Source organism: Pantoea sp. M_10, assembly GCF_008631515.1.
Lineage (GTDB): Bacteria > Pseudomonadota > Gammaproteobacteria > Enterobacterales > Enterobacteriaceae > Pantoea > Pantoea anthophila.
Map to the genome: position 1 here is coordinate 55,775 of NZ_VWUL01000007.1, position 24,105 is coordinate 79,879.

Sequence of the window (24,105 nt, forward strand, 5' to 3'; positions counted from 1 at the left end):
AAATGAGTCAGTTACGTCCGGCAATTTTACTGTTGTTACTGCTTACCCTGGTCACCGGCGTGGTTTATCCTTTCCTCACGACCAGCCTGGCGCAGTGGCTGTTTCCGGCGCAGGCGAATGGATCGCTGCTGGAGGAGGATGGCGTGGTGCGCGGATCCGCGCTGATTGGTCAGAACTTCACGCAGCCCGGTTATTTTTGGGGCCGCCCTTCAGCCACCAGCGACAAACCCGACAATCCGCTGGCCTCAGGGGGCAGCAATCTGGCAGCCAGTAACCCGGCGCTGGACAAAGCCGTCGCGGAGCGCGTCGCGGCGCTGCGGGCTGCCAATCCGCAGGCACCCGCCGCGGTGCCGGTTGAGCTGGTCACCACCTCAGCCAGCGGGCTGGACCCGGATATCTCGGCTGACGCCGCGTTGTGGCAGGCACCGCGCATCGCCGCCAGCCGGAAGCTGCCGTTGGCGCAGGTCGAGGCGCTGATCGACCAGCAGACGCACCGTCCGCTGATGCCATTCCTCGGCTCGCCGACGGTCAATGTGCTGCAGCTCAATATGGCGCTCAACGATCTGTAAGGGTGTTTCTGTTATGCCATTAAGGAAGCTATGAATCACGAACCCCAGCGTCCCGATCCCGACGCGCTGCTGCAGGCTAACCGCGAAACCCATCGCGGGCAGCTGAAAATCTACTTTGGTGCCTGTGCCGGTGTGGGCAAAACCTACGCCATGCTGCAGGAGGCGCAGCGGCTGCGCGCGCAGGGTCTGGATGTGCTGATCGGCGTGGTGGAGACCCATGAACGGCCGGAAACCGCGCAGCTGCTGACGGGATTACCCCTGTTGCCGCGTCGTGCGACCGGTCGCTCGCGTCATGCGGAGTTCGATCTCGATGCGGCACTGGCTCGCCATCCGGCGGTGATCCTGATGGATGAGCTGGCGCACACCAACGTGCAGGGCTCGCGCCATCCCAAGCGCTGGCAGGACATCGAAGAGCTGCTTGAAGCGGGCATTGACGTGCTGACCACCGTCAACGTGCAGCATCTTGAGAGCCTCAACGATGTGGTCGGGGGCGTCACCGGCATTCAGGTGCGCGAAACCGTGCCCGATCCCTTTTTCGACAGCGCCGATGAGGTGGTGCTGGTCGATCTGCCGCCCGACGATCTGCGTCAGCGGCTGAAAGAGGGCAAAGTCTACATCGGTGACCGGGCAGAGCGCGCCATCGAAAACTTTTTCCGCAAAGGTAACCTGTTCGCGCTGCGTGAGCTGGCCCTGCGCCGCACCGCCGATCGGGTGGATGACCAGATGCGCGCCTGGCGCGATCAGCAGGGGCGGGATCGCGTCTGGCACACCCGCGACGCCATTCTGCTCTGCATCGGCGACGACAGCGGCAGTGAGAAGCTGGTGCGCACGGCCGCCCGGCTGGCGGCGCGGCTCGGCAGTGAATGGCATGCGGTCTATGTTGAAACGCCCCGTCTTCACCGGCTGCCGGAAGGACGGCGGCGGGCGATTCTGCGCACGCTGCAGCTGGCGCAGGAGCTGGGGGCGGAAACCGCCACCCTCTCCGAGCCGGATGAAGCCGAAGCGGTGCTGGGCTACGCGCGCGAACATAATCTGGGCAAAATCGTCACCGGCCGCCGTCCGCTGCGGCGCTGGCGGCGTGACAGTTTTGCCGAGCGGCTCGGCCAGCTGGGGCCGGATCTCGACCTGCTGGTGGTGGCGCTGGATGAACCGCTGAAGGATGCGCCGCATCCGCTGCCGGATGGCCGCCCGACCAGCGATAAATGGCGGATTCAGCTGCGTGGCGTGATGATGGCGCTGGTGCTCTGCATCGCCGTCACCGCCGCCGGGCAGTCGGTGCTGATCAACTTCGATCCCGCCAACTGCGTGATGATCTACCTGCTGGCGGTGGTGATCGTGGCGCTGCGCTACGGGCGCTGGCCGTCGGTGATCGCCACGGTGATGAATATCGTCGCCTTCGACCTCTTCTTTGTGGCCCCCACCGGCACGGTGGCGGTCTCCGACCTGCAATATCTGGTCACCTTTGGTGTGATGCTGGCGGTCGGGGTCATCGTCGGCAATCTCACGGCGGGCGTCCGCTATCAGGCGCGGGTGGCACGCTACCGCGAACAGCGTGCGCGACAGCTCTATGAGATGGCGAAATCGCTGGGCAGCGCCTTAACGCCGCAGGATATCGCGGCGACCAGCCAGCGGGTGCTGGATGCCACCCTGCAGGCGCGCTGCCTGCTGCTGCTGCCGGATGAGCAGGGCGAACTGCAGCCGGTCGGTGAGGCGTTACCGGCCAGCGAACCGGACCGCGCTATCGCGAAGTGGAGCTACAGCAAAGGCCAGCCGGCGGGGGCGGGCACCGATACGTTACCGGCGGTGCCTTATCAGATCCTGCCGCTGAAAAGCGGCGGGCACTGCCGGGGCCTGCTGGTGGTGGAGCCGCAGAATCTGCGTCAGCTGATGATCCCTGAACAGCAGCGGCTGGTGGAAACCTTCACGGTGCTGATTGCTAACGCGCTGGAGCGGATGGCGCTGTCGCACAGCGAGGCGGCATCGCGGCTCTCGGCGGAGCGGGAACAGCTGCGTAATGCGCTGCTGTCCGCCCTGTCACACGATCTGCGCACCCCGCTGACCGTGCTGTTTGGTCAGGCGGAAATGCTGATGCTCGACCTGGCCAGCGACAACTCAAAATATGTGCCGCAGGCCAGCCAGATCCGCGAGCAGACGCTGAGTACCATCCGGCTGGTCAGCAATATGCTGGATATGGCGCGCATTCAGTCGGGCGGCCTCAATCTGCGTGAAGAGTGGCTGGCGCTGGAGGAGGTGATTGGCGGGGCGCTGAGCAGCATGGCGCCGTCGCTGAAAGGGCATGAGGTGCAGCTCGACCTGCCGGACGATATCGTGCTGATCAAAGGCGACAGCACACTGCTGGAGCGGGTCTTCACTAATCTGATTGAAAACAGCCTGAAGTATGCCGGTAACTGTGCGCCGCGCGGCATCCGGGCGTGGCGTGCCGCAAACCGGCTGGAGATCTCGGTCTGGGATGGCGGGCCGGGCATCGCTGAAGGGGACTTAAGCCGGATATTCGATAAGTTTTCGCGCGGTGATAAGGAGTCTGCCGTACCGGGCGTCGGGCTGGGGCTGGCGATCTGTAAAACCATCATTGAGAGCCACGGCGGCCAGATCTGGGCAGAGAATCGGACCGAAGGCGGCGCGGCCTTTCGTCTCTCGCTCCCCCTGCCGCCGGTTCCGGAAATTTCTGACGACGAGCTGAAATAACTTCACAGTGAATCGGTTATACTCCCGGACCTGTCTGATTACGTGTGGGATTGTATGGAACGTTTTACCGAAAACCTGATGTATGCATCGCGCTGGTTGCTGGCCCCGGTTTACATTGGACTTTCGCTGGGATTGCTGGCGCTGACGATTAAATTTTTCCAGGAAATAGTCCACCTGCTGCCCAACATTTTCAGCATTGCGGAAAACGATCTGATCCTGCTGCTGTTGTCGCTGGTCGATATGACGCTGGTTGGCGGTCTGCTGGTGATGGTGATGCTGTCAGGCTATGAGAACTTTATCTCGAAGCTCGATATCGACGAAGACAAAGAGAAGCTGAGCTGGCTGGGCAAGATGGACTCCGGCTCACTGAAGAACAAAGTGGCCGCCTCTATTGTCGCCATCTCTTCGATTCACCTGCTGCGGGTGTTTATGGAAGCGCGCAACGTCGATAATGATAAGCTGATGTGGTACGTGATTATCCACCTGACCTTCGTGCTCTCCGCCTTTGTCATGGGCTGGCTCGATAAGCTGTCACGCTACGATAAAAAGTAACGCATTCCCTTTCCGGCGCGCCGCTGATGCGGGCGCCTGCTCTGCCTCCTCCTCCCGCGTCTCCCTGCCCAAATCCGCTAGCTGTGTCCGCTGTTACTCCGCCCTGTCTGAGCGGGCCGGTTGTGAGGCCGGACGGGTGCCGGTCAGCTGCGGCATCACCTCTTTGATCATGGCAAAGAAGTGTTGCAGCCTGGCCGGGTAGTAACTCGCCCACGGATAGGTCAGCCACACCGGCAGCGGGGGGGCCTGCCACGCGGGCATCAGCTGAATCAGTTTGCCCTCCGCCAGATCGTCCTGCACCGCCCACGATGAGACAATCGCCGCCCCCATGCCGGCCAGTGCCGCTTTACGCACGGCGTAAAGGCTGTCGCTGCTCAGCCGCGGCATAATCGGCAGGTTCAGCGGCTGGCCGTCATCTATTTTCTGCAACGCCACTTCATTACGGTAGAAGCTGGTGAGCGCCAGCCACGGCAGATCGCCCAGCTGTTCCACCCGCTCAATCGGCGGAAACTGGTCCAGCAGGCGCGGCGCCGCCACCACGAAACGCGGCACTTCTGCCAGCAGAACCGCCACGACCGACGGATCGCTGGGCGCGCCGACCTGAATGGCACAGTCCACATTCTCCGCGATGAAGTCGGGTGTGCGGTCATTCAGCATCCACTCTATATTGAGTCGGGGATAGCGGTGCAGATAGTCCACCAGGGGATCGATCAGCTGATCCTGACCAAAGGCGTGCGGGGCGCGAACCCGCAGCGTGCCGATGGGATCGTCACTGGCCCCGGTCAGCTCATCTTCCAGCGCATGCCACGTGGCCAGCAGCTGCCGCGCCTGGGCGTAGCAGCGTTCGCCATCATCGGTGAGCTTCAGCGCATGGGTCGTGCGCAGAATGAGCTTCAGGCCGAGCCGCTGCTCCAGGATTTGCAGCCGCCGGCTGACAGTAGGCTGGGTGGTGCCGAGCTGTGCCGCAGCGGCGGAGAGGCTGCCGCTCTCAACAATACGGATAAAAGTCTGCATCAGTTCGATGCGGTCGCTGCCACTGGAATGATTCATACGCTCCACGCATAACGGTTTTGCCTGACGTCAGTCTACCGCGTATAACCGCAATGCGCTTAAATAGCGGCACGAAATGATGAGGATGACACCATGTCAGCAATAGAAAACCCAACCCGAAACGAACCGCTCTCTGCTCCGCTGGTCTTCACCCTGGCCGCCGGGGCCGGGCTCAGCGTGGCGTCGATTTACTACAGTCAGCCGATGCTGGATATCATCAGTAAACAGTTCAGTGCGGGCATCGGCGCGGTCGGCATGGTGCCGATGCTGACGCAGGCGGGCTATGCGCTGGGCATCCTGCTGCTGGCCCCGCTGGGCGACCGCCATGACCGGCGCACGATTATCTTTATCAAGGGCCTGCTGCTGGTCGCCGCACTGCTGCTGTGTGGCTTTTCCGCGGGGCTCAGCGCGCTGCTGATCGCCAGCTTTGTGACCGGCCTGACCGCCACCGTGGCGCAGGATATTGTCCCGGCGTCGGCGGCGCTGGCTCCGGAACGCAGCCGGGGTAAAACCGTCGGCACGGTGATGACCGGCCTGCTGGTGGGGATTCTGCTGTCGCGGGTCGTCAGTGGCGTGGTGGCGGAGTATCTCGGCTGGCGCACCATGTATCTGATTGCGGCGCTGTCGGTGCTGCTGATTACGCTGACGCTCAGGCGGGTGCTGCCACGCTTTACGCCGGGCACCACCGTAAGCTATCCGCGCCTGTTGCTGTCGCTGGTGCATCTGTGGCGTCACCACCAGACGCTGCGCCGCGCCGCCCTGGCTCAGGGACTGCTGTCGGTAGGGTTCAGCGCCTTCTGGTCGACGCTGGCGTTAATGCTCAGCGATCGCTTTCATCTGGACAGCGCCGTGGCCGGGGCCTTTGGCTTAGCCGGGGCGGCGGGGGCGATGGCGGCCCCGCTGGCGGGCAGCTTTGCCGATCGCATCGGCCCGGCGCGGGTCACCCAGGCCGGTGCCGCCCTGGTGACGCTCTCTTTTGCGCTGATGTTTCTGCTGCCCGTGCTGCCTGTCCCGGCGCAGCTGGCGCTGATTGTGATCTGTACCATTGGCTTTGATCTGGGCGTGCAGGCCACGCTGGTCGCGCACCAGACGCTGGTCTATGGCCTGGCACCTGAAGCACGCAGTCGCCTCAATGCGCTGCTGTTCACCGTGGTGTTTATCGGTATGGCCAGCGGGGCGGCACTGGGCAGCCTGGCGCTGGCGCACTGGGGCTGGAATGGGGTGGTTGCGCTCTCTACCTTAGCCGGGGCGGCCGCGCTGGCGGTGCGCTTCGCCAGTCGCCACCTGAAAAACTGATCGTCTCGCCCTTCAAAAAATGTGCCAGGCTTATTGATAAACCCGAAATAAGCTGGAGCATTATGAACTTTTTAGCCTGGACAGCAGCGACGGGCGGCCTTCTGCTGCTGATGTCGCTGGCTTCCGGTTGGATTCACCGGGGGCCAGTCACCTCATTTGGTCTGTTTCTTATCGCGGGCATACTGTGCGGCCCGTGGGCGTTTGATGTGGTCCACATCGATATCGTCACCCATTCCGAAGCCGTGGCCCACATTACCGAAATCACCATGGCCGCCTCGCTGTTTATCACTGGACTTAAGCTGCGTCTGCCGTTACAGAATAACTGCTGGCACACCGGGCTGAAACTCGCCTTTCCCGCCATGCTGCTGACCGTGGCGGCAATGACCCTGCTGGCCCATTTCCTGGTGGGATTAGACTGGCCGGTTGCGCTGGCGTTTGGTGCCATTGTCGCACCGACGGACCCGGTGCTGGCCAGCCTCATCTCGGTAAACGATGCGCAGGATGATGACTCGCTGCGGGTGGCAATCTCCAGCGAAGCGGGCATGAACGACGGCTCCGCGCTGCCGCTGCTGGTGCTGGCGCTGCTGCTGTTCAATGGCGAGAGCCTGAGCGGGGGGATGCTGGCTCACTGGGGCGCGGTCGAGGTGATCTGGGCGATTGGCGCCGGCCTGCTTATCGGCTTTGTCATGGGGCAGATGATCGGCGTGCTGACGACCCGGCTGCGCAATGCCAACGGCGATGTGGCCCCCAATGATTTCCTCGCGCTGGCGCTGATCGCGCTGAGTTATTCGCTGGTGGAGTGGCTGGGCGCCTCCGGCTTCCTGGCCGCCTTTGCCGCCGGACTGGGGCTACGCCGCGCCGAGCTGGGGGTGTTTCGTCGTCATCAGCCGGAGGATCTCTCTGATGATGAACGTGTTCTCCCCTCTGAGGCGCTGGTCAATCCCAATAAGCGGCTGGCGCACCAGGGCAATAACAATATGGTGAAGTCGATTGGGTTTGTAGTAGGCGACGCCCTCTCTTTTGGCGATACTATTGAACGTCTGCTGGCGGCTGGCATGATGGTGGTGCTGGGCGTGACGCTGGCACAGCACTGGAATATCTACGGCGTGCTGCTGGGCCTGGTGCTGTTTGTGGTGGTGCGCCCGCTGGCCGTCTGGCTGGTCACGCTGCGCGCCGGGCTGCCGCTGGGTCAGCGTCTGCTGATTGGCTGGCTGGGCATCCGCGGAATCGGCAGCCTGAACTATATTGCCTATGCCTGGACGCACGGCATGGAAGGCCCGCAGATGGAAATCATGACGAATATGGCGTTAACGCTGGTGGTCTGTAGCGTGGTTGTCCACGGCACCACCGTGTCGCCGCTGCTGAACTGGCGTCAGAAGCGCATCGAAGCCCTTCAGCGCAAAGTTTAATCCGAACAAACAGGAGTGAAGAATGAAAGTAACCCAGATTATCCTGCTGAGCCTGCTCGCCTCCGGCAGCGCGCTGGCGGCGGACGACGCTGACACCGAACAGAATGTCTACGCCAGTCAGCTGTGTCACATCGTCAGCAGTGAAAAAAAGGTCGCCAGCGCGGATCAGTATGTGGAGCAGATGAAATCTGACGTGGCGCGCAGTAAATCCTCATCGGCGATGAATCAGCCCGAATTTGATGAAGAATCGGCGCGGGAAGTTGCCAGTGCCTGGCTGCAGCTGGGTGACGATGAACGCGCCAAACTGCGCGTCAACGAACAGCAGTGTGAGCAGGCTGTGATGGCGCAGTTCCAGCAGGAAGATTAACCGGGCCGCACGGTATAAAACGCGCCTGCGGGGCGCGTTTTTTTATGGCTTTTCACCCGGCATTGCGTACATAATCGCCAGCGTCTGGCACCAGACTTGCATCTGTTGATTCTTTTGCAGCACACCGCAACGGTCTGCTCTCTTACTGGCATCACTTAACAGGCACTATGATTACGCGTCGACGCTTTATTCTCGGCACGGGAGCGCTTGGGCTCTCCATGACCACCGGCAAATTATTTGCCCGCGATGACATTATTCCCCTCTGGCCGGACGACCCGCCCGGCGGCGGTGGCCCGTCGGGCCAGCTGCACATTAACAGCAGCGGTTCGTGGTCCAATATCGTCAGCCCGGCGATCCAGCGTTTCAAACCGGAAAATCCCAACGGCGAAGCGGTGCTGATCGCCGCAGGCGGCGGCTATCGCTGGATCGGCATGGGGCGCGAAGCCTGGCCGGTGGCGCGCTGGCTGAACGCCAATGGCTACACCGCCTACGTGCTCAGCTACCGGCTGCCGCATGAGAAGTGGCAGGCGGGGCGGCTGGCTCCGCTGCAGGATGCGCAGCGTGCTATCCGGCTGGTGCGATCGTTTGAGCGCAGGGTGCATGTGCTGGGCTTCTCGGCCGGTGGCCATCTGCTGGGGCTGGCGGCGGCGCGCCCGGACTTTGAATCCTATCCGGCCATCGACCCGCTGGATGAAGTGGTGCCCGCCGTCGACAGCGTGGGCCTGATCTATCCGGTCATTACCCTGGAAGCGCCCTATCAGCACACCAGCACGCATCTGATGATGGTCGGCAAAAATGCCACCCCACAGGATGAGGCAAACTGGTCAGTGCAGAACTTTGTGACCCGGCGCTATCCGCCCACCTTCCTGGCGCAGGCGGAAGACGATCACACCTCCAACCCGTTTAACACCGAGCTGATGCGCGACACCTGTCGGCGTAATCGCGTGCCGGTTGAGCTGATTCAGATCAGCAAAGGCGGGCATGGGTTTGGTCTGGGCAAAGCGGGAACGCCCGCGGCGTTGTGGGATCAGGCCTATGTTAAGTGGCTGGAAACTCCTCATCAGGCTGCGTCCCCGGTCCTGTAATGATTCCCCCTGCGGCTGACGTAAAAAAAGCTGGCATGAGCCAGCCTCGCTAAGTGCGCGTTGTCAGATATGAAGCCATGCTGCACAAAACAGGAGCAGCCGGGTCAGAACTGATAGGTCAGGCCCAGACCGATACTGTTTTTCGTCGTAATGCCGGTGGCCCGCGTAAAGTCGTTGTCCTTCAGCAGGTTAATGCGGTAGTCCACGTAGGTCAGCATGTTCTTGTTGAAATAGTAATAGGTGCCCACCGCAATATATTTCTGCATCGTCTGGCTGCCTCCGGCAAAATTCCCTGCGCCCTGCAGGTTTTCGCCACGCTGCATAACAAAACCGACAGAAGGGCGCAAACCGTTCAGGAACTGGTACTGCGCAATCGCCTCAACGTTATGGGTTTTGTCGGCGACCTGTGCCAGCTGTCCATAAGGCGTAACGTCACTGGCTTCGCCATACATGGCGGCCAGATAGAGCTGGCTGGCATCATATTTTGCAGAGGTGACCCAGGCGGTGGCATCGTCTCCCTGGCCGTCAGCTTGCTGAATCAGCGTCCGTTTTGCTTTCATCCCTGCCGCCGCAATGCTCAGCCCATCGGTAATGCTGTAAGTCACGCCAGCACCGTAGCCATCCCCGTTAGCCACTTTAGCGGTGGCGCGGTCATTTTTTCCCTGATACTGCAGGGTCAGCTTTAACCCACCCCACGCCGGAGAGTGCCAGGTCGCGAGGCCGGTTGAGCGTTTTGACAGGAAGTTATCGTTGGTAGTCATAGTGCCGGAACCGTAGACCGGTGCCATGTCCGTATAGGCAGAGGCAACGTACAGCACCCCAAAGCTACGGCCATAATCGAACGAGCCGAAGTCGGCCAGTTTCAGACCGGCAAACCCTAAACGTGTGGCATTACCCGTTTGCGCGTCGCTACCGCCTTCACTGTGATTCAGCGGGAAGTTATATTCCCATTGACCATAACCGCTAAGCTGATCGTTAATTTGCGTCTCACCTTTAAAACCCAGGCGTGCGTAAGAGTTGTCGCCATCTTCTGCAATATTATCTGAGAAAACATGGCGCGCATCGACTTTACCGTACAGGTCGAGCTTATTTCCATCTTTATTATAAATCTCAGCGGAGTATGCAGAAAATGAGGCCAGAAAACAGATTGCATACGGCGCGGCGGCTTTTATTTTATTGTGCATATCATCTACCCTTATCCGTTAACTTAAGCATGAGGAGGTAACCGCGCAGAGCGGCATTTATTTCACTATGACTTTCGTCTTCCAGAATGGCTAAATAATAAAGGCGTTATAGCGGCCATAAAGGTTATGGCCATTTTTATAATGAATTTCCCTGGTGTTACTGGTTTCTGGCTGAGAACATCCTCAACAATTTTTTATTCAGAATGCTAAGTCGGGTATATCGCTTAATACCGTTTGCGCACCCGCATCAATATATTTTCTGGCAAGAACCGGGTCATTGATCGTGGCAATCGCAAATTCAATACCTGAACGAGCCAGTCGCGTCAGGTCTTCGTCCGTCGCGAAGTCACCCAGGAAATGCAGGATCTGGCAACCCGTTCTGGCGAGGAGCGCCTCGGGGTCTTTGGGCGGGACGCAAACTGCCAGGCCGCGCGGGACGTCAGGCATAAGCTGTGCGGCAACCTGCAGCGAAATCTCCGAGAAGCTGCTGATAAAGAGCTTCTTCTCATCTGCAGGCCACAGTGACTTCAGCTGAGCGATAGCAATCTCCGCCGTTTCCACTTCCTGTCCGGAGGTGGGTTTGATCTCCAGTTGCAGCCCGACGCCTTTATCCAGAACAAACGCCACTGTTTCAGCCAGCGTCGGCACTTTTACGCCTCTGAAAAGGTGGCCATAACACACGCCCGCCTCCAGCGATCGGATCTCATCCAGGGTTAAGTTCGCCACATAGCCTTTGCCATTTGTTGTCCGGTCCACGGAATCGTCATGAATAATGACCGGGTGTCTGTCTTTGGTGAGTTTGACATCCACCTCTATCCACGTCGCTCCATGTTCAACAGCCGCCTGAAACGAAGGCAGCGTGTTTTCCGGTGCCAGCAGCGGTGCTCCCCGATGGGCAATCAGGCGGGCATTCACTACGCGTGCAGGGGTTTTTTTTGTCGACATTCCTGGCTTTACCTTCTGTTAGGGTTTTATCGCAGGTTTACCTGAGCAAAACCTGATTAGAGAATTCGGTTCTGACTTCATCACCCAGCGGTTTAGGCATGAACTGGGTGCCATGAACGCGCTCTTTGCTGTCGATCAGCCCGGCATCACGATTCACTTCTCTGTTCTGCGGCGTAATGCCATAGACCTGCTGGAACAGCCGCTGGGTGGTGGGCAGCGTCAGCCAGTGGATAAACAGCAACGCTGCCGCTTTATGGGGGGCATTTTGCGGTATCGCCACCATATTTCCGCCGCCGGGCATGCCGAAATCGGGGACATAGAGCCGGATGGTTTTCGGGACTTCACCGTGATTTTCTAATCCCACCAGGTAATCTTCCCAGGCGGGAACCAGCAGGAACTCACCGCTGACCAGTCGGGTGACGCTGTCGGCGTTGGAGGCCGTAATGATGTAGTTGGGACGCTGCTGTCTGAACCAGTTCCAGGCGGGCTGCAGAGCCGTCAGGCTTTTTACATCCGCGTCGCCTTTGGTGAAATCAAAACCCGGCACCTGCGTGCGCGTCACCGATTCAATAAAGGCCGGGCCGGAACCGCCGTTTTCAACGTTAAAGCCAAATTCCTGAGGATGAGCCTGCAGGAAGGCCGTGAGCTGCGGCAAAGTTCGCGGCAACTCACTTTCTTTCAGGCGGCGCGAATCGTAGGCCAGACCGGTCTGGTTGCCCCAGAATGCCACGCCATAGCCTTTACTGTCCGTTCCCTCAATGGTGTAGTTCAGGGTTTTGCCTTCCGGCAGCAGTCTGTTAATCGGGCCAAAAAACGTCTGCTCAGGCGAGACGGTTCCGAATGCGCCCCCGCCAATCGAAAACAGATCGATATCGCCCGTTTCCCGTCCGCGGTCAGCCATGAGCTTATTAATATTGCCCTGAAGTGTGCCTTCAGACAGGGTAACGTTAATGCCGTACTGTTTTTCAAACAGGCTGACCTGCTCTTTTAACCGATCCTGGTAATACCATTGATACCAGGTCAGTTTCCCCTCCTTTTTCGCCTGTCCGACAATCTGTTCCAAGTTCATTGTGTTTAAATCCTGAGCCGGGCTACAGAAAGCCCCGGCCAGCAATAATATTGCAGCAGCGAGTCTGAACATATTTTTCCCCAATAACGCGTATTAAAGAGTGTCAGCCTTTTCCCGCAAAGGAGGCGACAGGATTTTTTGTCAGTAATTTTTCTGCAATCAACATTAAAATGACATTCGGTACAACCAGCATTAAAGAAATGACCGCCGCATTGGGTCGGATAAAGTTATAACCCAGATAAGAATAGAGAATGGCAGGGACGGTAATAAAATCGGGTGAGCCCACAATAAAACTTATGGCGAACTCCTCTATGGATAACGTAAAGACAATAATTAATGCGGCAAATATTCCTGGTCTGAGGGTGGGCAGGCAGGCCACTAAAAACCGGTTCAGCGCCGAAGCGCCCATATCTCGTGCCGCATCGAGCGTGTCCTGGCGTATCTGCGAAAACGACAGGGTCAGAATGCGCACGGCATAAGGCATCAGGATAATCATATGCCCCAGTAAAATGCCGCCAAACCGGCTGTGAATGCCCACCACGTTGAGCAACATGGAAAAAAACAGCGCGACGACAAATCCCGGAACGATAAGCGGCAATAAGATCGCATTCTGTAAAAGGTGTTTGCCCGTAAACGACATTCTGCCAAACGCCCACGCGGCAGGCAGAGACAACATCAGCGTGCAGACGGAGACGGCTGCCGCCAGTAAATAGCTGTTCCTGAGCGCCTGCGGTAACGCGGTCGTAGTCCAGACCTCCACCCAGCGTCCCAGTGAGAGAACCGGCGGCAGGGCATCTGGCCATGCCCACGGATGGGTTTTATCGACCAGGGACCACAGCACGGTCAGCATAAAGGGAATAACCAGCCACAGCATAAACAGGGCGGCGATAAGGGTCATCATGACGATACGCAGCGGGGATAAGGTCTCTCTAGCTCTCATTATCTCTGTTCTCCGGCTTGTTGCAGCCACTTCGCCAGGGCGGCAAGCACGACTGCACCGACAAAAGCCGCCAGCATTAAAATCACCGCGACAACGGCCGCAAGATTCCAGCCCTGTGCGCTGATTTCAGGTAAGCGCAGCATGTATTGCGAAAGAGAGAATACGCTGGTTGGCCCCGCAACGACCTGGAAGGAAAAGTCACCCAGGGCGCCGATGAAGATCAGCACCAGCGATACCTGAACGGACCTGACAGATAAGGGCAGGATGATCTGTAACAACCGGGCACGCTTGCCGGCACCTAAATCCCGCGCAGCATTGAAAATTTCATCGCCAATCGCGCGCAGGCTGCCGGTCATGATCAGCAGCGCATAGGGAAGCTGTTTCCAGACCTGCAAAATAATCACGCCAATGCCCCAGCGGTCATTCTGCATTCTGATGGGGTGAGAGAGGATCCCCAGCCGGACCAGGCCCAGGTTGATAAAGCCCTGCCAGGAAATCAGGTTGATAAACAGCAGCGCAGCCACCAGCCCGTGTACCATCAGCGGGGCTTTGAGTAAGCCGCTCATCAGCATTGAGCCGGGGAAAGGCTTTCTCAGCCAGAGTGCCAGCGGAAGCGCTAGGGCAACGGACAGCACCGCACTGATCACGCCGATTCTGAGCGAGTAGCCTGTCGCGCGCCACAGCTGGCTGTCATTCAGAATGGTTTGCCAGTAATGAAGCGTAAAGCGCGCCGGGGCGCCAAAATTAAACAGGCCAACGGATTGCGCCAGTGCCATGATCACAATCAGCATCAGCGTGATGATGACCGGCGCGACCGCAGGCAGAACCAGCAACCAGCAGAGCCTGTTCCGGGTGCGCGTTTTCATGAATAGCTTTCCCGTAAGAAGCGGATCTTGTCTGGCGGAAGAGAGAAATTAACGGTGTCCCCTTCGCGGATGGCGCTTTTACCGACCAGCTGGATGCACCACTGATATTCCGTTTCTTTATGGCCCAGCGGATGAACCTGGAGTTCAGAAAGGTTGCCCAGAAAACTCACCGCACCGATCTCAAAGGCCCGCGTATTTTTTTCGGCACGCTGTTCGCTGAGTACGGCATCCTCAGGGCGCCAGAAGGTATAGACCTCGTCCGATACGGGCGGTACAGGGCTATGGATTTCCATTTCGCCCAGTACGCACGCAATGCGATAAATACCGGTGCTGCTGTCGCTCTCCAGTACGCGGGCTTTCATGACGTTAGCCTGACCGACGAAACCGGCGACAAAGCGGTTTACCGGGGAATAGTAGATCTCATCCGGCGTTCCGGTTTGCTCAATCTTTCCGGCATTCATGACCACCACAATGTCAGACATCGACAAGGCTTCTGCACGGTCGTGGGTAACATAAATGGCGGTGAACCCGTGGACGCGCTGAAGCTGTCTGATCTCCAGTCGTACCTTGTCGCGTAATCTGGCATCCAGATTTGACAGCGGCTCATCAAACAACACGATTTCCGGACGCACGGCCAGCGCTCTGGCCAGTGCGACACGCTGCTGCTGGCCGCCGGATAACTGCGCTGGCAGTTTAGACAAATGGGCATTCAGCGAAACCTGCGCGGCGGTCTGCGCGACGCGAACGTGAATGTCTGTTTTTTCCATCTTCCGTTGCCTGAGGCCGAACCCGATATTTTCAGCAACGGAGATGTGAGGAAACAGCGCATAGGACTGGAAGCACATCGCCGTATCGCGATGTTCAGGTTTGACATGATGCATGTCCTGCTGGTGGATCAGGACGTTGCCACTATCAAGCGTGTAGAAGCCGGCAATAACTTTAAGCAGCGTGGTTTTGCCACAGCCAGAGGGGCCAAGCAGAGAAACAAATTGCCCTTTTCTGGCCTGCAGTGAAATGCCGTTCAGCGCGACAAAATCGTCGAACGTCAGCATGGCATTGTGAATTTCTAGCGTGTTCACGTTGAGCGGCTCCGTCATAGAGTGCCAGGGACTTTTTAATTAATGCGAGGCGCATAATAATTTGGCGTATCAGAGTTAAGCAATTTCAGGCAGGTTAAGAATTTATTAACTTTTTAAAACCTATATATAACAGTGGAGTGGGCGTTTACTTGAGAGTCATACGTTTAACACGCTAACCATTTTCATGCATTGTAATTAATATTCGGGACAGAGTGCCGGGTGAACATGCATAGCGGGCAGGACAGCGGGGAAAGGCTGTCCTGAAATGCCGTGATGAGGTAAGCCGACGGCAATGCGTGGTCAGGCGGGCGTAAAACGTGGGTAAGGGATAAACCGGGCGGAAAGGCGATTCATTTCGGCTGTCCCGACACTAACATGTGTTCTGCTCTTTTCCTCTGAACCGGCAAGATGTGCATCCAGTCCCGCTGCCTTACAGAGCGCATAACCCGCAGAAACGTCCCACATGCTGCTAAAACATTCCTGATAACCGTCGACGTAACCCAGCACGCTAAAGCTTAAACCTGCGGTGGTACAGCGATAGCGCACCACATTCCAGCCGTCGTCCCGATACGCCTTTTCAATACAGAGCTGATGGGTGAAATCCCATGATGGACTGTCGCCAATCGCCACGGTTTTCAGCGCTTCAGCGACCACAGGACGTTGAAAGGGTTCGCCATTCAGATAAACCCCTGTCTCTTTGCCGCCGCTCAGCATGAGGTTTAACACCGGATGGACGATCACGCCCATCACCGGCTCGCCACCGATCACATAGCCAACAGAAATCCCCCACAGGGATGAGCCGCGCAGGAAGTGACTCGTACCATCAATCGGATCAACAGACCAGTAGCTGGCGCTGGGCTCACCACCATGCTCTTCCCCGATAATGGCATCCTGTGGGAAGTGATGTTCCAGGCGCTGCCGAATCAGATTTTCCACTTCCCGCTTGGCTTCACTGAAGAGATCCTGCGGCCTTTTTTCGCCGATCTCTGACTCACTTAGCCGTCTGAAATAGTCAAGAGCCAAAAGCGAGGCCTCCTGCGCGATGCGTTCAGCAACCTTTAAGCGCGTTTCCATTGTTCACCTGATGCACAAAAAAAGTGTGTGAATGAAGGCAGAGCCCTGTGCACGGTGAAAGTGCCAGTCCGTACATAAGGCACGTTTTTAATATCATGCTCATTGCATGATATTAGAGTCTCCCCTCGTAATGTTTCACTATTATGACGCTTTTATGATCGTGTAAGGCAGGGCAGGAGAGGCTGAATATCGGCACATTTAACGAAAATGCCAGGGCAGGGTCTTTAACTATTCGCTATGCATAAAAGCATGCTAGGTTGTTAACAGAAGGCATGATTAAACAGGGTGAGGAGAACGCTGTGGTTTATGGATATTCCGCTGGTCATGAAGTCGAACTTAATCGCAGTGAAAAACTCATTCTTGAGCTTGTCCGCCGCAACGATGGCATTTCCCGCTCCTCGCTGGTTTCGCAAACCATTCTGAATCAGTCATCTGTTCACCGCATTGTTGATACGCTGACCGAAAACGGCTTTCTCAGCCTGGGGGAATCGCCATCCCAGGGAAGAGGCAAGCCCAGCCCGTCGTTATCCCTCAATGCGAATGCGCGTTATGGTTACGGCATCTCGATTAACTCAGACAGCGTGGCCGCCAGCCTGATTAATTTCCGGGGCGGCATTACAGAATACTGCGTACTGGATACGCACCCGCGCGATCCTGCCCGGACCTTACTTAATATCAGACATCACTATCTGGATACCTTAAAACAATATGGTATTTCGCCAGAAAAAGTCTGTGGGGTGGGATACAGCATGGCGGGCTTTCTTTATGAATCACGAAAGTATTTTAATCCGCCTGAACCTTTAAAAGCGTGGATGGGCATCGATCTGCATCGTGAAATTACCATGTTATTTGATCGACCGGTATGGATTGAAAATAACGCCACAACGGCGGCGCACGCTGAAGCCTTTTTAGGCGCCGGGCTGAAATATGATACGTTTGGCTATCTCTCTTTTAATTATGGTTTTGGCGGTGGCATCGTGATTAACGGCAAACCGTTCCAGGGGGCATTCGGGAATGCGGGGGAGATCAGCCGTATTTTTACGCCGGAAGAGGGCAAGCTACGCCCGGCCCTGGGGATCCTGATCGATCGCTTACGTGATGGCGGTATTGAAATCAAAGATATACGCGATCTCAATGATAAATTCGATCCGGCCTGGCCGATTGCGCAACAGTGGGTAGAAGACGTAACGCCAAATCTGCATCGGGCAATGGATGCCATGAATGCGGTGATCGATCCCGGCGCCATCATATTAGGGGGTGAAATTCCCCGTCAGCTGGGGGAGATGTTTTTAGCCATGCCGCGCACGAGCTCGGGTGAACGCTGGGGCATTTCTGCGGAATATCCGGATATTCTGCTCAGCGCCATTGAGGGGGACAGCTCGGCACTGGGTGCGGCATTGACGCCGTTGCGGGAAACCTATTTTAATTGAAACCGCTACCCGCAGAGCAACGTGTCAGCGGGTAACGGTCAGTCATGCGCAGGGGGGAGGTGGCTAGCGCATGGTCACAAACTCTTCCGCTGCGGTCGGGTGGATCGCCACGGTGTTGTCGAAGTCTTTCTTCGTCGCACCCATTTTCAGCGCCACGGCGAAGCCCTGCAGCATCTCATCCATGCCGAATCCGATACCGTGAATCCCGACAATTTTCTCATCGGCACCCACACAGACCAGCTTCATGCGGCACGGCTGACGATGCTGCGTCACGGCGGTGTACATCGCCGTAAACGACGATTTGTAGACCTTCACCTGATCGTCGCCATACTGTTCACGCGCCTGCGGCTCTGTCAGACCGACGGTGCCAATCGGCGGATGGCTGAACACCACGGTCGGGACATTGCTGTAGTCGAGATGCTCGTCCGGCTTGTTGTTAAACAGGCGCTCAGAGAGGCGACGGCCCGCTGCCACCGCTACCGGGGTCAGTTCAACCGCACCGGTGTTATCGCCCACGGCGTAAACGCCTGACACATTGGTGTTCTGGAACTTATCGACACGGATGTAGCCTTTCTCATCCAGCGCCACGCCCGCGGCCTGAATATTGAGATTATCTGTTTCAGGCTCACGGCCAATCGCCCAGACCAGGCAGTCCACGGTGTAGTCGCTGCCGTTTTCCAGCTGCAGCGTCAGGCTGCCATCTTCGTTTTTAATCACGGCTTTCGGAACGGCTTCGGTATGCAGCATCGGCCCTTCGCTGTTCATCACTTCTACCAGCGTCTCGCTGAGCAGGGGATCAAAGCTGCGCAGCGGCGCGTGTTTACGCACGAACAGATGGGTTTCCGATCCCAGCGCGTTCACCACACCGGCCAGCTCCACCGCGATGTAGCCCGCACCGATCACCGCGGTGCGCTTTGGCAGGGCGTCCAGCTCGAAGAAGCCGTCAGAATCAATACCGTACTCCGCACCCGGAATCGAAGGATGAACCGGGCGGCCGCCCGTGGCGATCAGAATATGGCTGGCTGTGATAATCTCGCCGTTGACTTCCACGCTGTGCGCATCGACAAACCGGGCAAAGCCTTTGATCACTTCGACTTTATTTTTACCCAGCACGTTGTCATAGGAGTTGTGGATACGGTCGATATAGGCGCTGCGGTTTTTGACCAGCGTGGCCCAGTCGAAACGATTCACGGTGGTGTCGAAGCCATAATCCGGCCCGTACAGATGGATAGCTTCGGCGATTTGCGCGGCGTGCCACATGATTTTCTTCGGCACACAACCTACGTTCACGCAGGTGCCGCCCAGCTCTTTGGCTTCAATCAGGGCACATTTCTGGCCATACATGGCCGCACGGTTAATTGAGGCGATGCCGCCGCTGCCGCCGCCAATGGCGAGATAGTCGAAATGTCGGGTCATTGAAGTATCCATCCGGTTGCATAAAAATTTGGGGTTGAGTGTAACGCTGTCGGTCGAAATGACGCAAAGATTGCGCCTATGATTGTAATAGGGTTCTGTTTTTTCATCGCTTTCAGGGAAGCATACCATGCACCTTACTTTTCTCGGCACCGGCGGCGGTGCGCCCAGCCTGCAACGCAACGTCACCGCCATCGCCTTCACCCGCGCACTGAGCGGGGAAACCTGGCTGTTCGACTGCGGCGAGGGCACGCAGTTACAGTTTATGCGCTCCAGCCTGAAACCGGGCAAGCTGGATAAGATTTTTATCACCCATCTACATGGCGACCATATTTTTGGTCTGCCGGGGCTGCTCACCAGCCGCTCAATGGCCGGGTTAACCACCCCGATGACGGTCTATGGCCCGAAAGGCTTAAAGACCTTTGTTGAAACGGCGCTGGCGATCAGCGGCTCCTACACCGACTATCCGCTGAACATTGTTGAGATTGAGGCGGGCTGGACGCTGGATGATGGCGAGTTCCGGATCAGTGCCTGGCCGCTGAACCATCCGGTTGCGTGTTTTGGTTATCGCATTGAGCAGCACGACAAACCCGGCCTGCTGGATGCCGCGCGGCTGAAAGCGGAAGGGGTTCCGCGCGGGCCATGGTTTCAGCAGCTGAAACAGGGGGAATGCGTGACGCTGGAAGATGGGCGGGTGGTCAATGGCGCGGATTATCTCGGCCCGTCGACGCCGGGCAAAAAGCTGGCCATCTTTGGCGATACGGCGCCGACCGATGTCGCGTTGCAGCTGGCGGCGGATGTTGACCTGATGGTGCATGAAACCACGCTGGAGGCGGCGATGGAGGAGAAAGCCAACGGACGCGGACACTCCACTACCCTGCAGGCGGCCGACGTGGCAAAGCGCGCCGGAGCCAAACGGCTGATCGCCACTCACTTCAGCTCCCGCTATCTGGCAAAGGATATGAGCCGCCTGCTGGCCGAGTGCCAGACGATTTTCCCCCGCACCGAGCTGGCGAGCGACCTGGCGGTCTTCACCGTTTAATGTTGCAGCGCGGGATAGGTGAACAGCAGCAGATGGGTAAGATTCAGGGCAAAGTGCAGGAGGGTCGCCAGCCATAAGCGGCCGCTCCATTGCCACGCCAGGCCGTACAATCCTCCCGCCAGGGTGGCAAAAATCACCAGCAGCACGCCGCCGGGGGCGTGCGCCAGTCCGAACAGCAGTGCGCTTAGCAGCAGCGCGGGCATCCCCCCCAGCGCCTCTCTCAGCCGCTGTTGCAGATAACCCCGGAACAGCGCCTCTTCGGCCAGCGAAACAAAGAAGAGATTCGCCAGCACAAACGCCCCCAGCCACGGCGGAAAGTGGGGCTCAATCGCCAGGCCGCCCGGAAGCACGGCGCTACCGAGCAGCAGCGGAACTGCGGCGATTAACGCCAGCGCACTGAGCCAGCGAAAGCGCGGCGGGTGGGCAGGGGCGCGGAAGAGGGTGGGCAGCGCGGCCAGCAGGACAAAGGGAACCAGGGCTTTATCGAAGTTAAAGGAAAAACTGAAAGGCACGCTCTGCGCGCCAGCACGCACCTCATCCACCTGGCGGGGATTATCAAAGCCGGGGAACAGATGGAGAAATAACCCCACGGCAATCACAACCAGCAGGGCTTCGCTGAGGCGGTGCCGCCGGGAAGGGGCCGGATGCCAGAGACGCAGCGCGGCCAGCACCCCGGTGCCGGCCAGCAGCGGCAGCACCGGCCACGTCAGAACATGCTGATAGAACCCCACTCCGACGGCGAACGCTAACAGCAGGAGAGCCAGCCGTCGGGCGGGTTGCAACGCGGCCAGCGCACCGGCCAGCAGGAGCCACATCAGGCCGGACGCACTTATTCAGGCACGATCTGGTTCACGACCGCGTGGCCGGTTCCGGCGGGCACCAGCTTCTGATGCAGCCACGGCAGCAGGGTTTCCATCTGTTGCGCCAGCTTCCACGGCGGGTTAATCACGATCATGCCGGAAGCGGTCATGCCGCGCTGATCGCTGTCAGGACGGGTCGCCAGTTCAATCTGCAGGATATTGCGGATACCGGTGGCTTCCAGATCGCGCAGCATGTGTTTGATCTGCTGACGTAACACCACCGGATACCACAGCGCAAAAACGCCGGTGCTGAAACGCTTATGGCCTTCCTGAATGCCTTTCACCACCGCCTGATAATCGCTTTTCATCTCGTACGGCGGGTCGATCAGCACCAGACCACGACGCGACAGCGGGGGCAGCTTCGCTTTCAGCTGCTGATAGCCGTCGGCACGATCGACGCGCGCGCGCTTATCTTTGCTGAACTCGTTACGCAGCAGCGGGTAGTCGCTGGAGTGCAGTTCCGTAAGCTGCAGTTTGTCATCTTCACGCAGCAGGTGACGGGCAATCAGCGGCGAGCCGGGATAGTAGCGCAGCGTGCCACTGCGGTTCAGCGCAGCAATCGCATCAAAGTAGGGTTGCAGCAGTTCAGGCGCATCGGGCTGCTGCCAGATGCGGGAGATGCCTTCAAGATATTCGCCGGTACGCTCGGCGTGTTCACCGCTGAGCTGATAGCGGCCCGCGCCTGCGTGGGTATCCAGGTAGAAGAACGGTTTCTCTTTCTCTTTCAGCGCCGTAATGATCAGACTCAGCACGGTGTGCTTCAGTACGTCGGCGTGGTTGCCAGCATGGAAGCTATGGCGATAACTCAGCATTGTTTATCCTGTTGAATGTATAAGGTTTTAATCGATGGGAAATCAATTTGTACCAATTATTACCTCACGTATTACCCACAGAACGACGCACAGCACCCGACGCAGGAAAAGCATGAGAATCCGCGATTATATCAGGGATGAGCGGGCGATGTGCCAGAAGCGTGACAACAAATCGGGGCGCGCCATCCGGCGGTTTCTTCCTCACCTCATCCTGCCTGCCATTGATTTTCGCTACACTAAGCCGCATGTTATTGAGATTGCGTTGCGCGACCCGCTGCGCCCCATACATCCATAAAGGACTGCGCTATGACCAATCCGCTACTGACATCTTTTACGCTTCCCCCTTTTTCTGCCATCCAGCCTGAACATGTGGTGCCTGCCGTGACTGAAGTGCTCAGTCAGTGTCGCGCAGAAGTTGAAAAAGTTGTGGCGCACGGTGCGCCTTACACCTGGGATAACCTGGTTCAGCCGCTGGCTGAAACGGATGACCGCCTGAGCCGTATTTTCTCGCCGGTCAGCCATCTCAATGCCGTGAAGAACAGCCCGGAGCTGCGCGAAGCCTATGAGCAGACGCTGCCGCTGCTGTCGGAGTACAGCACCTGGGTGGGTCAGCATGAGGGACTGTATCAGGCGTATCGCGATCTGAAAGAGGGCGATCAGTACGCGACCCTGGATCTGGCGCAGAAGAAAGCGGTAGATAACGCCCTGCGCGATTTTGAGCTTTCCGGTATCGGTCTGCCGAAAGAGAAGCAGCAGCGCTATGGCGAAATCGCCGCGCGTCTCTCCGAGCTGGGCTCGGCGTACAGCAACAACGTGCTGGATGCCACCATGGGCTGGAGCAAACTGATCACCGACGAAAGTGAGCTGGCCGGTATGCCAGAAAGTGCGCTGGCGGCGGCGAAAGCGCAGGCCGAAGCCAAAGAGCAGGAGGGCTGGCTGCTGACGCTGGATATCCCAAGCTATCTGCCAGTGATGACTTACTGCGACAACGCGGCGCTGCGTGAAGAGATGTATCGCGCCTATGCGACACGCGCCTCCGATCAGGGGCCAAACGCCGGTAAATGGGATAACGGCCCGATCATGGCGGAAGAGCTGGCGCTGCGTCACGAGCTGGCACAGCTGCTGGGCTTTGACTCTTACGCCGACAAATCGCTGGCGACCAAGATGGCCCAGAGCCCGTCTCAGGTGATCGACTTCCTGAATGACCTGGCCGAACGCGCCCGTCCGCAGGGAGAAAAAGAGCTGGAGCAGCTGCGCGCCTTCGCGAAAAAAGAGCATGGCGTTGAAGAGCTGAATCCGTGGGATCTCACCTATTACGGGGAAAAGCAGAAGCAGCATCTCTATACCATCAGCGATGAGCAGCTGCGCCCATACTTCCCGGAAGCGCGTGCGGTCGCTGGCCTGTTTGAAGTGGTTAAACGCATCTACGGCATCAGTGCGAAGCAGCGTAACGACGTTGAGGTCTATCATCCTGACGTGAAGTTCTACGATCTGTTCGATGAAACCGGCGAACTGCGCGGCAGCTTCTATCTCGACCTCTATGCCCGCGAACACAAACGTGGCGGCGCCTGGATGGATGACTGCGTGGGTCAGATGCGTAAAGCCGATGGCACCCTGCAGAAGCCGGTCGCCTATCTGACCTGTAACTTTAACCGTCCGGTGAAGGGGAAACCTGCGCTCTTCACCCATGACGAAGTGATTACCCTGTTCCATGAGTTCGGTCACGGTCTGCACCACATGCTGACCCGCATCGAAGCGCCTGGCGTTTCCGGTATCAGCGGTGTGCCATGGGATGCGGTCGAACTGCCAAGCCAGTTTATGGAAAACTGGTGCTGGGAGCCGGATGCGCTGGCGTTTATCTCCGGACACTATGAGACTGGCGAACCGCTGCCAAAAGCCCTGCTGGATAAAATGCTGGCGGCGAAGAACTATCAGGCCGCGCTGTTTATCCTGCGTCAGCTGGAGTTCGGCCTGTTCGATTTCCGTCTGCACACCGAATTCAACCCGGAAAAAGGCGCGCAGATTCTGGAAACCCTGCGTGAAGTGAAAAGCCGTGTGGCGGTGGTGCCGGGGCCGGAATGGGGCCGTTTTCCGCACGCCTTCAGCCACATCTTTGCGGGCGGCTATGCGGCAGGTTACTACAGCTATCTGTGGGCGGACGTGCTGGCGGCGGATGCCTATTCCCGTTTTGAAGAGGAGGGGATCTTCAACCGCGAAACCGGCCAGTCGTTCCTGGATAACATCCTGACGCGCGGCGGTTCGGAAGAGCCGATGGAGCTGTTTAAACGCTTCCGTGGCCGTGAGCCGCAGCTCGATGCGATGCTGGAACATTACGGCATTCAGGGATAAGTCGGTTC

At 58.1% G+C, this 24,105-nt stretch carries 22 protein-coding genes; 11 read left to right on the forward strand and 11 right to left on the reverse strand.

What is annotated here, in order from left to right; all coding sequences use genetic code 11:
- The first annotated feature begins 2 nt into the window (after positions 1-2).
- From kdpC to F3I47_RS17670, 3 genes are read left to right on the forward strand one after another with little or no spacing between them, the layout of a single operon-like run.
- Positions 3-569, forward strand: a complete 567-nt coding sequence (gene kdpC, locus F3I47_RS17660; protein ID WP_150030133.1) for a potassium-transporting ATPase subunit KdpC — start codon at positions 3-5, stop codon at positions 567-569.
- A gap of 30 nt (positions 570-599) precedes the next feature.
- The gene (kdpD, locus tag F3I47_RS17665) at positions 600-3,275 is read left to right on the forward strand and encodes a two-component system sensor histidine kinase KdpD (protein ID WP_111207838.1); all 2,676 of its coding nucleotides are present in this window, start codon (positions 600-602) and stop codon (positions 3,273-3,275) included.
- A 54-nt stretch (positions 3,276-3,329) separates the two neighbouring features.
- Positions 3,330-3,827, forward strand: a complete 498-nt coding sequence (locus F3I47_RS17670) for a TIGR00645 family protein (RefSeq protein WP_009087908.1) — start codon at positions 3,330-3,332, stop codon at positions 3,825-3,827.
- 93 nt (positions 3,828-3,920) lie between these two features.
- On the opposite strand, the gene F3I47_RS17675 is transcribed toward F3I47_RS17670, so the two are convergent.
- Positions 3,921-4,877 carry a LysR family transcriptional regulator gene (locus F3I47_RS17675; protein WP_150030132.1) on the reverse strand — a complete coding sequence of 319 codons (957 nt, stop codon included), beginning with the start codon at positions 4,875-4,877 and terminating at the stop codon, positions 3,921-3,923.
- A 93-nt stretch (positions 4,878-4,970) separates the two neighbouring features.
- Here F3I47_RS17675 and F3I47_RS17680 point away from each other — a divergent pair, with 93 nt between their 5' ends.
- The 4 genes from F3I47_RS17680 (at position 4,971) to F3I47_RS17695 (ending at position 9,034) form a co-directional block, all read left to right on the forward strand.
- Positions 4,971-6,173, forward strand: a complete 1,203-nt coding sequence (locus F3I47_RS17680) for an MFS transporter (protein ID WP_150030131.1) — start codon at positions 4,971-4,973, stop codon at positions 6,171-6,173.
- 62 nt (positions 6,174-6,235) lie between these two features.
- The gene (locus F3I47_RS17685; protein ID WP_009087902.1) at positions 6,236-7,582 is read left to right on the forward strand and encodes a sodium:proton antiporter; all 1,347 of its coding nucleotides are present in this window, start codon (positions 6,236-6,238) and stop codon (positions 7,580-7,582) included.
- Positions 7,583-7,604: 22 nt separating this feature from the next.
- Complete coding sequence (locus F3I47_RS17690) at positions 7,605-7,949, forward strand: hypothetical protein (RefSeq protein ID WP_009087900.1); 345 nt, start codon at positions 7,605-7,607, stop codon at positions 7,947-7,949.
- A 167-nt stretch (positions 7,950-8,116) separates the two neighbouring features.
- Positions 8,117-9,034, forward strand: coding sequence for an alpha/beta hydrolase (locus F3I47_RS17695; protein WP_150030130.1), 918 nt, complete (start codon positions 8,117-8,119; stop codon positions 9,032-9,034).
- 104 nt (positions 9,035-9,138) lie between these two features.
- Here F3I47_RS17695 and F3I47_RS17700 read toward each other — a convergent pair whose 3' ends face one another.
- From F3I47_RS17700 to F3I47_RS17730, 7 genes are all read right to left on the reverse strand, one after another.
- Positions 9,139-10,218, reverse strand: coding sequence for a porin (locus F3I47_RS17700; protein WP_150030129.1), 1,080 nt, complete (start codon positions 10,216-10,218; stop codon positions 9,139-9,141).
- A 198-nt stretch (positions 10,219-10,416) separates the two neighbouring features.
- Positions 10,417-11,163 (reverse strand): glycerophosphodiester phosphodiesterase family protein, encoded by a 747-nt coding sequence (locus F3I47_RS17705; RefSeq protein WP_150030128.1) that lies wholly within the window; start codon positions 11,161-11,163, stop codon positions 10,417-10,419.
- Positions 11,164-11,200: 37 nt separating this feature from the next.
- On the reverse strand, positions 11,201-12,304 hold the full coding sequence (locus F3I47_RS17710; protein WP_150030127.1) for an extracellular solute-binding protein: 1,104 nt from the start codon (positions 12,302-12,304) through the stop codon (positions 11,201-11,203).
- Between the two features lie 31 nt (positions 12,305-12,335).
- The gene (locus tag F3I47_RS17715) at positions 12,336-13,172 is read right to left on the reverse strand and encodes an ABC transporter permease (protein ID WP_150030126.1); all 837 of its coding nucleotides are present in this window, start codon (positions 13,170-13,172) and stop codon (positions 12,336-12,338) included.
- Positions 13,172-14,038: an ABC transporter permease gene (locus tag F3I47_RS17720; protein ID WP_150030125.1), complete on the reverse strand. Its 867-nt coding sequence runs from the start codon at positions 14,036-14,038 to the stop codon at positions 13,172-13,174. Before F3I47_RS17720 ends, F3I47_RS17715 begins: the two co-directional genes overlap by 1 nt.
- Complete coding sequence (locus F3I47_RS17725) at positions 14,035-15,135, reverse strand: ABC transporter ATP-binding protein (protein ID WP_150030124.1); 1,101 nt, start codon at positions 15,133-15,135, stop codon at positions 14,035-14,037. Before F3I47_RS17725 ends, F3I47_RS17720 begins: the two co-directional genes overlap by 4 nt.
- 282 nt (positions 15,136-15,417) lie before the next feature.
- The gene (locus F3I47_RS17730; protein ID WP_150030123.1) at positions 15,418-16,191 is read right to left on the reverse strand and encodes an inositol monophosphatase family protein; all 774 of its coding nucleotides are present in this window, start codon (positions 16,189-16,191) and stop codon (positions 15,418-15,420) included.
- Positions 16,192-16,490: 299 nt separating this feature from the next.
- On the opposite strand from F3I47_RS17730, the gene F3I47_RS17735 reads away from it, so the two are divergent.
- A complete protein-coding gene (locus F3I47_RS17735) occupies positions 16,491-17,621 on the forward strand; it encodes an ROK family transcriptional regulator (protein WP_046100819.1) in 1,131 nt (376 codons plus the stop codon).
- A 63-nt stretch (positions 17,622-17,684) separates the two neighbouring features.
- Here F3I47_RS17735 and gorA read toward each other — a convergent pair whose 3' ends face one another.
- Complete coding sequence (gene gorA / locus F3I47_RS17740) at positions 17,685-19,037, reverse strand: glutathione-disulfide reductase (RefSeq protein ID WP_009087879.1); 1,353 nt, start codon at positions 19,035-19,037, stop codon at positions 17,685-17,687.
- A gap of 127 nt (positions 19,038-19,164) precedes the next feature.
- Here gorA and rnz point away from each other — a divergent pair, with 127 nt between their 5' ends.
- A complete protein-coding gene (gene rnz / locus F3I47_RS17745) occupies positions 19,165-20,076 on the forward strand; it encodes a ribonuclease Z (protein ID WP_058956939.1) in 912 nt (303 codons plus the stop codon).
- On the opposite strand, the gene F3I47_RS17750 is transcribed toward rnz, so the two are convergent.
- Positions 20,073-20,891 carry a CPBP family intramembrane glutamic endopeptidase gene (locus tag F3I47_RS17750; protein WP_150030122.1) on the reverse strand — a complete coding sequence of 273 codons (819 nt, stop codon included), beginning with the start codon at positions 20,889-20,891 and terminating at the stop codon, positions 20,073-20,075. The two genes, rnz and F3I47_RS17750, sit on opposite strands and share 4 nt — an antisense overlap.
- Before the next feature lie 14 nt (positions 20,892-20,905).
- Positions 20,906-21,748 (reverse strand): 23S rRNA (adenine(2030)-N(6))-methyltransferase RlmJ, encoded by an 843-nt coding sequence (locus F3I47_RS17755; RefSeq protein WP_009087873.1) that lies wholly within the window; start codon positions 21,746-21,748, stop codon positions 20,906-20,908.
- Positions 21,749-21,860: 112 nt separating this feature from the next.
- Here F3I47_RS17755 and F3I47_RS17760 point away from each other — a divergent pair, with 112 nt between their 5' ends.
- Both F3I47_RS17760 and prlC read left to right on the forward strand, forming a co-directional pair.
- Positions 21,861-22,043, forward strand: coding sequence for a hypothetical protein (locus F3I47_RS17760; RefSeq protein WP_150030121.1), 183 nt, complete (start codon positions 21,861-21,863; stop codon positions 22,041-22,043).
- An 11-nt stretch (positions 22,044-22,054) separates the two neighbouring features.
- Complete coding sequence (prlC, locus tag F3I47_RS17765; protein ID WP_111207843.1) at positions 22,055-24,097, forward strand: oligopeptidase A; 2,043 nt, start codon at positions 22,055-22,057, stop codon at positions 24,095-24,097.
- Positions 24,098-24,105: the final 8 nt, after the last annotated feature.

Excerpts from the sequence above, each read along its gene's own strand:
- F3I47_RS17725 (WP_150030124.1), bottom strand. The coding sequence starts at position 15,135 with ATGACGGAGCCGCTCAACGTGAACACGCTAGAAATTCACAATGCCATG.
- F3I47_RS17675 (WP_150030132.1), bottom strand. The coding sequence starts at position 4,877 with ATGAATCATTCCAGTGGCAGCGACCGCATCGAACTGATGCAGACTTTT.
- kdpD (WP_111207838.1), top strand. The coding sequence starts at position 600 with ATGAATCACGAACCCCAGCGTCCCGATCCCGACGCGCTGCTGCAGGCT.
- prlC (WP_111207843.1), top strand. The coding sequence starts at position 22,055 with ATGACCAATCCGCTACTGACATCTTTTACGCTTCCCCCTTTTTCTGCC.
- F3I47_RS17710 (WP_150030127.1), bottom strand. The coding sequence starts at position 12,304 with ATGTTCAGACTCGCTGCTGCAATATTATTGCTGGCCGGGGCTTTCTGT.
- F3I47_RS17755 (WP_009087873.1), bottom strand. The coding sequence starts at position 21,748 with ATGCTGAGTTATCGCCATAGCTTCCATGCTGGCAACCACGCCGACGTA.
- kdpC (WP_150030133.1), top strand. The coding sequence starts at position 3 with ATGAGTCAGTTACGTCCGGCAATTTTACTGTTGTTACTGCTTACCCTG.
- F3I47_RS17720 (WP_150030125.1), bottom strand. The coding sequence starts at position 14,038 with ATGAAAACGCGCACCCGGAACAGGCTCTGCTGGTTGCTGGTTCTGCCT.
- F3I47_RS17685 (WP_009087902.1), top strand. The coding sequence starts at position 6,236 with ATGAACTTTTTAGCCTGGACAGCAGCGACGGGCGGCCTTCTGCTGCTG.
- F3I47_RS17760 (WP_150030121.1), top strand. The coding sequence starts at position 21,861 with ATGAGAATCCGCGATTATATCAGGGATGAGCGGGCGATGTGCCAGAAG.
- F3I47_RS17690 (WP_009087900.1), top strand. The coding sequence starts at position 7,605 with ATGAAAGTAACCCAGATTATCCTGCTGAGCCTGCTCGCCTCCGGCAGC.
- F3I47_RS17680 (WP_150030131.1), top strand. The coding sequence starts at position 4,971 with ATGTCAGCAATAGAAAACCCAACCCGAAACGAACCGCTCTCTGCTCCG.
- F3I47_RS17695 (WP_150030130.1), top strand. The coding sequence starts at position 8,117 with ATGATTACGCGTCGACGCTTTATTCTCGGCACGGGAGCGCTTGGGCTC.
- F3I47_RS17750 (WP_150030122.1), bottom strand. The coding sequence starts at position 20,891 with ATGTGGCTCCTGCTGGCCGGTGCGCTGGCCGCGTTGCAACCCGCCCGA.
- gorA (WP_009087879.1), bottom strand. The coding sequence starts at position 19,037 with ATGACCCGACATTTCGACTATCTCGCCATTGGCGGCGGCAGCGGCGGC.
- F3I47_RS17705 (WP_150030128.1), bottom strand. The coding sequence starts at position 11,163 with ATGTCGACAAAAAAAACCCCTGCACGCGTAGTGAATGCCCGCCTGATT.
- F3I47_RS17700 (WP_150030129.1), bottom strand. The coding sequence starts at position 10,218 with ATGCACAATAAAATAAAAGCCGCCGCGCCGTATGCAATCTGTTTTCTG.
- F3I47_RS17730 (WP_150030123.1), bottom strand. The coding sequence starts at position 16,191 with ATGGAAACGCGCTTAAAGGTTGCTGAACGCATCGCGCAGGAGGCCTCG.
- F3I47_RS17670 (WP_009087908.1), top strand. The coding sequence starts at position 3,330 with ATGGAACGTTTTACCGAAAACCTGATGTATGCATCGCGCTGGTTGCTG.
- rnz (WP_058956939.1), top strand. The coding sequence starts at position 19,165 with ATGCACCTTACTTTTCTCGGCACCGGCGGCGGTGCGCCCAGCCTGCAA.
- F3I47_RS17715 (WP_150030126.1), bottom strand. The coding sequence starts at position 13,172 with ATGAGAGCTAGAGAGACCTTATCCCCGCTGCGTATCGTCATGATGACC.